Genomic DNA, 8,760 nt, shown 5'->3' with positions numbered 1-8,760 from the left:
AATTAATTTGATGGCTTCAGCTTTAAATTCTGTGGTGTAAGTCTTGTGTTTCTTGCTCATGGTAAACTCCTGATGAGTGTGTTTAGTTTACCAAGTTAAAACCTCCTGTTTTTTCAGCACACATCAAACTGAATAATTGAAGGTTGAGATATTTGTATTTTGTTGGCCTGAGTTTCTTTTAAAATCGTTTGATCTTTCTTCGATATCACGACAATTTTTGTCATTTTTCCCTCAGTGTTATTATGTAATAAACATTTAATAAATAATTAGTTAAGTACCTTATCAAATTGGTGCTGAACAGACAAACCCTAATATATAATTATTTATTGAGTAATTTTGGCATAAAAAAAGCCAATGTAATATATGAGTTGATTCGTATTACTAAGTATTGGGTGATCTTCTAGACTCATAAAAATATAAGGTTTAAAAAGACAACATATGCTAAAAGATAAGCTTCTAACTACCTAAAATGCTATTTTTACTAGGAGCACCACTCTTCCAGTCCCAGAATAATTACTCACACATTATAATTAAACGAAAAAGAACCGTATTATTTATTTCATTCATGAGAATTATCATGTTTCGAACACTGACTAAAATGGCTATTTCTTGAATGATAAAAATTAATATTCCATTCTTCATCCAATTGTCTAATGATATCCCCCTCTTCATTATCTACATTTTTAATTAATATCTTCGGGGGAATAATCTCTAACTGGCGACGATTTTGACAATAAATATATGACTGGGCTATTTTTTTCAGAAAAACCCATTCGTTTTTCTTCAAAATTTCATCATGATAAATTAAAAAATCAGCGATACTGAAATCTTTATAATGGATACTATAAAGTACATCATGCGAGGAGTAAGAACTATAACTTCCTTCCAATATAAGAATATTGCCAAAAATTTCTTGGGCCTTTTGCTTCAATTCTAAATTTATTGGGTGTTGGCTATCCGTTATTTTAATTTCCTCAGACTGCTGATTATTAGAAATATAGTCAAAAACTAAAAAAGAAGTAAGGATAAAAAATAATAATATCAAACGAAAATTAAATACAGATTTCAGTTTTAAAGCCCTTTATTTGAGAAACCCAACCATTAAAAGCCAATCTTTGGATTGGCTTTTAAACTTAAAGAATTAAAGCTTTGGATCACGCAACTGCACAAGACTCGAATTGGCTTTACTCAATGACTCCATCACTTTAGACATGACTGCAGGAACCAATGAGTCCGCAATTTGTGCTGCTTGTAAGCCTAACTTCTCACCAAGCGTTGGCTTTTTGCGGGTTTCAATCATATATACATCATGTTGTGGCATGAGACTTAACAGATATTCATCTGACGTTTGGAGCTTATCGACTAGATTAAGATCAATGGCATCTTGACCATACCAATGCTCACCTGTTGCAACTTTATCGACATTAAGCTGAGGACGGTATTTTTCAACAAAGTGTTTAAACAAGTTATGCGTTTGCTGCAACTCTTCTTCAAATTTGGCTTTACCTTCAGCCGTATTTTCACCAAACATAGTGACGGTACGTTTGAACTGACCTGCTGTATACAGTTCAAAATCGATATGTTTTTCTTTCAATAAACGGTTAAAGTTTGGCACTTGTGCAACCACGCCAATCGATCCCACAACTGCAAATGGAGCTGAAACTATTTCATTTGCAATGCAGGCCATCATATAGCCACCACTTGCAGCAACTTTATCCACGCAAATGGTTAAATTAAATCCAGCATCACGTAAACGTACCAATTGTGCAGCGGCCAGACCATAGCCATGCACCATCCCGCCTGGACTTTCTAAACGTAAAACCACGCGGTCACGTCCTGCTTTTGCTGTCGCTAAGATCAGGGTAATTTCTTCACGTAGACTCGTTACCGCAGATGCAGCGGTATCACCATTAAAATCGATTACATAAATTTTTTGGTTATTCTTTTTACGTGCGCGCGCTTCTTTTGATAATTGTTGGCTTAGTTGCAGCAGCTCAAGTTTAGATGCAGTCGTTTGCGCAATTTTTTTTCGTTGTTCATTAATACGTGCATTTAAATGGCTTACACGAATTTCCGCAGGCAACTTGGGATTATGAAATAGCATAAAATTGAAACTCATTTAATTCATATTTATGTTGTATAACATGTGGGTTGCATCACAAAAATTCAATCTATTTTTTGAAAATAATTCTCATTGAGCCAAATTGAGCATTTTATTTTTATCAAGACTTTTTGACCTAATTATTGACTTCATAAAAAAAGAGCCTTTCGGCTCTTTTTTAGACAGACTAGATTAGCCAAAACGCCCGGTAATATACGCTTCAGTCAATTGATGATCCGGTTGAGTAAAGACTTTTTCAGTGGAATTCACTTCAATCAAATCACCCAAATGGAAATATGCAGTACGGTCAGATACACGTGCTGCTTGTTGCATCGAGTGCGTCACAATCGCAATGGTATATTGCGCTGAAAGTTCAGTGATGAGTTCTTCTACTTTTGCAGTTGCAATCGGATCGAGTGCTGAACAAGGTTCATCCATTAAAATCACTTCAGGACTGACAGCAATGGTTCGCGCAATACATAGACGTTGCTGCTGACCACCTGAAAGTCCTGTACCCGGTTGGTTCAAACGGTCTTTCACTTCATCCCAAAGGCCTGCTTTACGCAGACTATTTTCAACAATTTCTTCCATATCGTATTTGTCACGCGCCAATCCATGCAGTTTAGGACCATAAGCGACATTGTCAAAAATTGACTTTGGAAATGGGTTTGGTTTTTGGAATACCATGCCAACTTGCGCACGCAGTAATACCACATCAAGATTTGGATCATAGATGTCTTGATTATCCATGAGCACTTGCCCTGTCACACGACAAGAATCAATCGTGTCATTCATACGGTTGAGCGTACGCAGGAAAGTTGACTTACCACAACCAGACGGTCCAATAAAGGCTATCACTTCATTTTCATAAATGTTCAGATCTATGCCTTTGATCGCTTCAGATTCGCCATAGTACACATGCACATCATTGGTACTGATTTTCACATTGCTCGATTTCGCATCTTTTTTCGCGCTAGATTGCGTATCGAATTGTGACACAAACGCAGTATTGGTTTGTTTTTGGCTGCCCTGAGCAGAGGTAAATTGTGTTTGTTCTGGATTCACGGACTTATCCTGATATAAGGAATTCTTTTCAGTTGTAACGACGCTATTCATATAATGCCCTCAATTACCAGCGTACTTCAAATTTCTTACGTAACCAGATCGCTAAACTGTTTAAGCCGATCATGAGAGCAAGAAGTACAATGATTGCTGCTGCGGTACGCCCTTCAAAGAAGTTACGTAGCTCGTTACCTTGCCAAAGGAAAATTTGTACAGGTAATGCAGTGGATTGATCTAAAGGAGTGGCTGGTACACTTGCCACAAAGGCACTCATACCAATCAATAATAATGGAGCAGTTTCACCTAAGGCTTGCGCAACACCAATAATGGCACCAGTTAAGATACCCGGCAATGCCAGTGGCAAGACATGGTGAAATACAGTTTGTAAACGTGATGCACCTAAACCTAATGCGGCTTGACGAATCGATGGCGGGACAGCTTTTAGTGAAGCACGTGTGGTAATAATGACCGTTGGTAGTGTCATCAAACTTAAGACTAAACCACCAACCACAGGTGCCGAAAGCGGCATGTGCATCCAACCAATAAAGATCGCAGCACCGAGCAAACCAAAGACAATCGAAGGAACCGCTGCTAGGTTGTTAATGTTGACTTCGACAACATCGGTAATCCAGTTTTTAGGTGCAAATTCTTCTAAGTAAATTGCGGATGCTACACCGATTGGAATCGAAATAATGATCACGATCAGCATCATGAAGAGTGAACCCATAAACGCCCCTGCTAAACCGGAAGTTGCAGGTGAGCTACGAGAGTCTGGATTTTTAAATATTTCAGTATTAAATGAGTTAGTAATCACACCGTCAGCTTTGAGTTTATCTGCGAGTTGGCGTACTTCTGGGCTCAATTGCTGCTGTTCATCAGGCAAGCTACGGTCAATATTACCCGCTAACCAGACATCGACATTGGCATCTGCAAGGATTTTTAAATCTTGTTTTTGACCGATCAATGAAGGATCTACCATAACCATGTCTCGTAAGCGATAAGCTTCTGAACTGGTATATAAACTGTTGAGATCATCACGTTGAGAGGCAATCGCTGGATCTTTTGCAATGATCCCATTCACAATCAGCGCATCCCAATCCACCATGCCCATTTCAGTTTGCCAAGCAATAAAACGCTCTTGGAACTGTGCAGGAGATTCACCTTCTTTTTGAACCGGTTTCGCTCCTACATTGACGATACTTGGATCAAAAAACACAGGCACCGTCATCGAGCTTTGCCAGAATGCTGGTAAGCCTTTGGCTAAAATACTGCCAAACAATAGCACGACGAACAATAAGCCAGTCACTACTGCACTAAAGCCCAAGACACGGAAGGTATTTTCTTTACGGTGTCTTTTCGCCAATGAGTTTTCAATGATTTTCTTACGTTTTTCACGAAGCTCTGCGGCTGCGTGTTGATCAAAATTTTGATCCATATTTGATGTATTCGTCGTACTCATTCGTATTGCTCACGGTATTTACGCACAATGTACAGTGCAACAATATTCAGACCTAAAGTAATCACAAACAGTGTTAAACCGAGTGCAAAAGCAACCAATGCTTGAGGACTCGCAAAGTCTGTATCACCTGTTAATTGGTTTACGATGGTAATAGTGACGGTAGACACCGCTTCGAGTGGGTTGATATGCAGTAAAGGACTGTTGCCTGCTGCAAGCACCACAATCATGGTTTCGCCAATCGCACGAGATGCTGCCAATAAGAATGCACCGATGATGCCCGGCAATGCAGCTGGAATCACTACTTGGCGAATGGTTTCTGATTTTGTAGCACCCAAACCGAGTGAACCGTCACGAAGCGCGCGAGGGACTTGGGTAATGATGTCGTCAGATAATGATGAAACGAATGGGATAATCATAATCCCCATCACAAAGCCTGCTGTTAAAGCACTGGTTGCATTAATATCGAGTCCGATATATGCACCGAGCTGTTTTGCAAAGGGTCCAATAATCATTAAGGCAAATACACCATAAACGATGGTTGGAATACCTGCGAGAACTTCAATAGCCGGTTTTGCCCAGGCGCGAAAACTTGGCTTGGCATATTCAGCTAAGTAAATGGCAATCATCAAACCAACAGGAACAGCAACCAATAGCGCAATACCACTGACCATGAGTGTGCCCCAAAGGAGTGGCAGCAAACCATAACTACCTTCGGCATTCCCTGATGTACTAAAACCGGGGTTCCATTCAGTGCCTAAGAAGAAATCTAGTGGACTGACAAAACTAAAGAAACGCATGGCTTCACTGAACATCGACATCACAATGCCAACTGTTGTCAGGATTGCGACACCCGAACACAGTGCCAATGCGATATTAATGACTTTTTCGACTTGGTTACGTGCACGATATTTTTCTGCGATGCGGCGTTTAGCCATGACTAAACCAATCAATGCCGCACAAATCACAACGGCCAATTTTGCATATGAGCCGATGTTTTCAATTTTCTTTAACTGTTCTGCTGCTGCAAGTTCATATGCAGCTGGCGTATCACTTACCCCAAAACCAGAAGCAATCGCTTGAACGCGGTCAACCATTACGCTCGTGCTTGCAGGATCTAAACTTAAACGAATATTTTCAGGGACATTATTTAAAATAACGTGTTGAAAAATACTCGGTTCAACCAAGTTCCAAACAATCAAGATTAAAAAAGCGGGAATCCCACACCATAAAGCGACCAAAACACCATAATAGCCCGGTCGTGAATGCAACATTGCTGAGTTATTGCCTTTACCTGCAAGTTTGCGACTTTTGGTCAGTCCAACTTGATAAGCGATTGCAATAATTGCGAGCAACACACCAATAAGTAGCAGATTCATGTAATCTCCACTGTTTTTTCAAAAGCCCTTCTTGAAAAAACTGTTTCTTTGCAAAAAGCCAATGGCAGGTCAATCCTGCCATTGGCTGTTTCAATCCAATTATTTAACTGCTTTACCCGCTTTAAAGTTTGCAAGAACTGCAGCGCGTTCTTTATCAGACATTGAAATTAAGCCTGCTTTTTCTAGCTTAGAACCTTTACCTGATACTTTTTTGCTAAGGAAGAATTCTGTGAACTCTTTTAAGCCTTTAATTGATTTTAAGTGCTCGCCTTTTACGTAGAAGAACAATGGACGAGATACTGGGTATGAACCATTTAAAATTGTCTTCTCAGACGGCGCTACATTATTCACTGTTGCTACACGTAGCTTGTCACGGTTTTGGTCATAGAAACCTAGACCGAATACACCTACAGCGTTAGGTGAAGTTTTTAAGCGTGCCAATGTTTCTGTATAATCGCCCGCGATTTCAATCACACGACCGTCTTTACGGAAAGTTGAACATGCTTTTTTCTGAGCATCTTTATCTAATTTTGCGAAAGCTTCATAAGTTTCACAGCCAGCATCGACCATTTTTTCTTGGAATACTTCACGTGTACCGTGGTTTGATGCAGGAATAACTAAAGTGATTGCTTCGTTTGGTAATGTTGGGTCGATTTGATTCCAACGTGTGTATGGGTTTGGAACCAATTTACCTTTTGATGGTAGTTCAGCAGCGAGTGCAGCAAATACGTGCTGTGGGCGAAGTTTGAATGCCGCTTTTTTCGCATTTGACGCAAATACGATACCGTCATATCCAACTTTAATTTCTAAGATTTGGTTAACGCCGGCTTTTTTACATGCAGCCAATTCAGTATCTTTAATTTTACGAGATGCGTTTGCAACGTCAATTGTGTTGTCACCTACACCATTACAGAATTGTTTCAAACCACCTGAAGTACCGCCTGAACCTACGACAGGTGCTTTAAATTGTGGGAATGTATTACCAAACTCTTCTGCAACAATACTTGCATAAGGCAGTACAGTTGAAGAACCAGCAATTTGGATCGTGTCACGAGCTGCATTTGCAGTTGTAGCGACTGTTGCCCCAGTAGTGAGTACCATAGCAAGTGCGATATGATTTAAGCGCATTCTCATCTCTCTTTATTGATGCATTTATTGGAGTACGCCACTTTTGTTTTTAAAGTCTTGTACTTTTTCGATATACGCATTTTGATTTTAGAGTATGACAGTTAGGTTACATCTTTATGACGCTTTTATGATAATTGATGATTGCACATTGATTTAAATATAATTCTTTATTTTTCAACATGTAATGAAATTTATCAAAGTATTGGTCTTATTTATTTCTACTTTGATATTCGTAAGAATTCATGTCCTTGTCATATTTTGTCTTATTTTCTTTTTTCAAATTCCCCTCTTTTTCTGAATGATGCACATTTGCATGTTCTATTTTTTATTTCCTCGTATTCCAATAATTGAAATTTCATTACATTTTTAGTTCGCTCAATATGCAAGTTTACATAAAAACAGAGCCTAAAATGACCAGTAAAGCCATTGCGACATTTAATCCGGACTTGCCTGTGCATATGACTTTTGAAGAACATGACTGGCACTTACTTGCAGAATTTTGGTATCCCATTGCACTCGCTCGAGACATTACAGAACAGCCTTATGGCACCATGCTTTTAGATATGCCGCTCGTCATTTATAAAATGGGAGAAGAACTGATTGTCGCTAAAGATGCCTGCCCTCACCGCGGCGTCCCACTCAGCTTAGGTAAAAATGATGGTCTAGGGATAGTCTGCCGCTATCATGGCTTACGCTTTGGTGAACACGGTCATTGCAACCGCATCCCTGCACATCCTGAGCACAAAATTTCACCTCGCTTTAACTTACGTACTTATGCCGCTGTTGAGCGCTATGGACTGATATGGTGTTCGCTCACTGCCACTAAAGATGCTGCGCCAAACATTCCAGTCATGCCATATTGGGATGAAGCCGAGTTTCAGCAATTGGTGTGCCCAACGGTCGATTTTCAATGTTTTGCAGGCCGGCAGCTTGAAGGCTTTATTGATGTTGCGCATTTTGCATGGGTACATCCCGATACCTTTGGCGACCCTGAAAATGTAGAAGTCCCTGACTATAAAACCATTGAGACTGAAACAGGATTTAATGCAGACTATTGGAGCAGTGTTGGGCGCTACCCGATTGGTTTAGAACAGCGCGGACAAGACGGCTTTCAATGGCTGCGCCATTTCGAAATTCATCTGCCGTTTACCGCAACGCTGACCATTCATTTTCCAAACAACAGCAAGCAAGTCATTATGAATGCGGCATCACCCATGACTGCCCGCTCGACACGCTTATTTGCGCCTATATGCCGCAATTATGACAAGGACTTGCCTGTGGAAGATGCTTATGACTTTAACCTGAAAATATTTGAGGAAGACCGCTTAGTCTCTGAATCACAAAAGCCTGAATATTTGCCTTTGGATTTAAGCATCGAAGCGCATTTTCCAGCGGACCGCAGTTCCAGCATGTACCGCAAATTATTGCGTAAAAAAGGTTTTAGTCCATTGTTTGCGGCATAACATCAATATCGTATTGCATTCACCTCACCCTAACCCTCTCCTACAAGGCATAGGTATCTACACAAATCCCAAGTTTTGGGTTAAATTGAAGAGCATGCTCTTCAATTTAATATCTCCCATCTTGATACACGTCTCGTCAGACGATACAACGCCCTCGTAAAGCTTAATATG

Annotated in this window: 7 protein-coding genes; 1 reads left to right on the top strand and 6 read right to left on the bottom strand. The window is 40.1% G+C overall.

The genetic code is table 11. From position 1 onward, the window contains the following. Positions 1 to 559 precede the first annotated feature (559 nt). From FTU83_RS16095 to FTU83_RS16070, 6 genes are all read right to left on the bottom strand, one after another. On the bottom strand, positions 560 to 1,045 hold the full coding sequence (locus tag FTU83_RS16095) for a hypothetical protein (protein WP_180107281.1): 486 nt from the start codon (positions 1,043 to 1,045) through the stop codon (positions 560 to 562). Between the two features lie 96 nt (positions 1,046 to 1,141). Next, entirely contained in the window at positions 1,142 to 2,104 is a 963-nt protein-coding gene (gene sohB, locus FTU83_RS16090; RefSeq protein WP_078190186.1) for a protease SohB, read from the bottom strand. A gap of 189 nt (positions 2,105 to 2,293) precedes the next feature. Beyond that, on the bottom strand, positions 2,294 to 3,217 hold the full coding sequence (pstB, locus tag FTU83_RS16085) for a phosphate ABC transporter ATP-binding protein PstB (RefSeq protein ID WP_218945842.1): 924 nt from the start codon (positions 3,215 to 3,217) through the stop codon (positions 2,294 to 2,296). A 13-nt stretch (positions 3,218 to 3,230) separates the two neighbouring features. After that, positions 3,231 to 4,622 (bottom strand): phosphate ABC transporter permease PstA, encoded by a 1,392-nt coding sequence (pstA, locus tag FTU83_RS16080; protein ID WP_180107283.1) that lies wholly within the window; start codon positions 4,620 to 4,622, stop codon positions 3,231 to 3,233. Further along, positions 4,619 to 5,998, bottom strand: a complete 1,380-nt coding sequence (gene pstC, locus FTU83_RS16075) for a phosphate ABC transporter permease subunit PstC (RefSeq protein WP_078190189.1) — start codon at positions 5,996 to 5,998, stop codon at positions 4,619 to 4,621. The genes pstA and pstC overlap by 4 nt, the downstream gene beginning before the upstream one ends. A 99-nt stretch (positions 5,999 to 6,097) precedes the next feature. Beyond that, positions 6,098 to 7,126: a substrate-binding domain-containing protein gene (locus FTU83_RS16070; protein ID WP_078190190.1), complete on the bottom strand. Its 1,029-nt coding sequence runs from the start codon at positions 7,124 to 7,126 to the stop codon at positions 6,098 to 6,100. A 410-nt stretch (positions 7,127 to 7,536) separates the two neighbouring features. Here FTU83_RS16070 and FTU83_RS16065 point away from each other — a divergent pair, with 410 nt between their 5' ends. Continuing rightward, on the top strand, positions 7,537 to 8,589 hold the full coding sequence (locus FTU83_RS16065; RefSeq protein WP_180107293.1) for a Rieske 2Fe-2S domain-containing protein: 1,053 nt from the start codon (positions 7,537 to 7,539) through the stop codon (positions 8,587 to 8,589). Positions 8,590 to 8,760 lie beyond the last annotated feature (171 nt).

It is taken from the genome of Acinetobacter sp. YH12152 (assembly GCF_013418285.1).
Taxonomy (GTDB): domain Bacteria; phylum Pseudomonadota; class Gammaproteobacteria; order Pseudomonadales; family Moraxellaceae; genus Acinetobacter; species Acinetobacter amyesii.
This window is presented reverse-complemented; position numbering and strand designations above follow the sequence as displayed.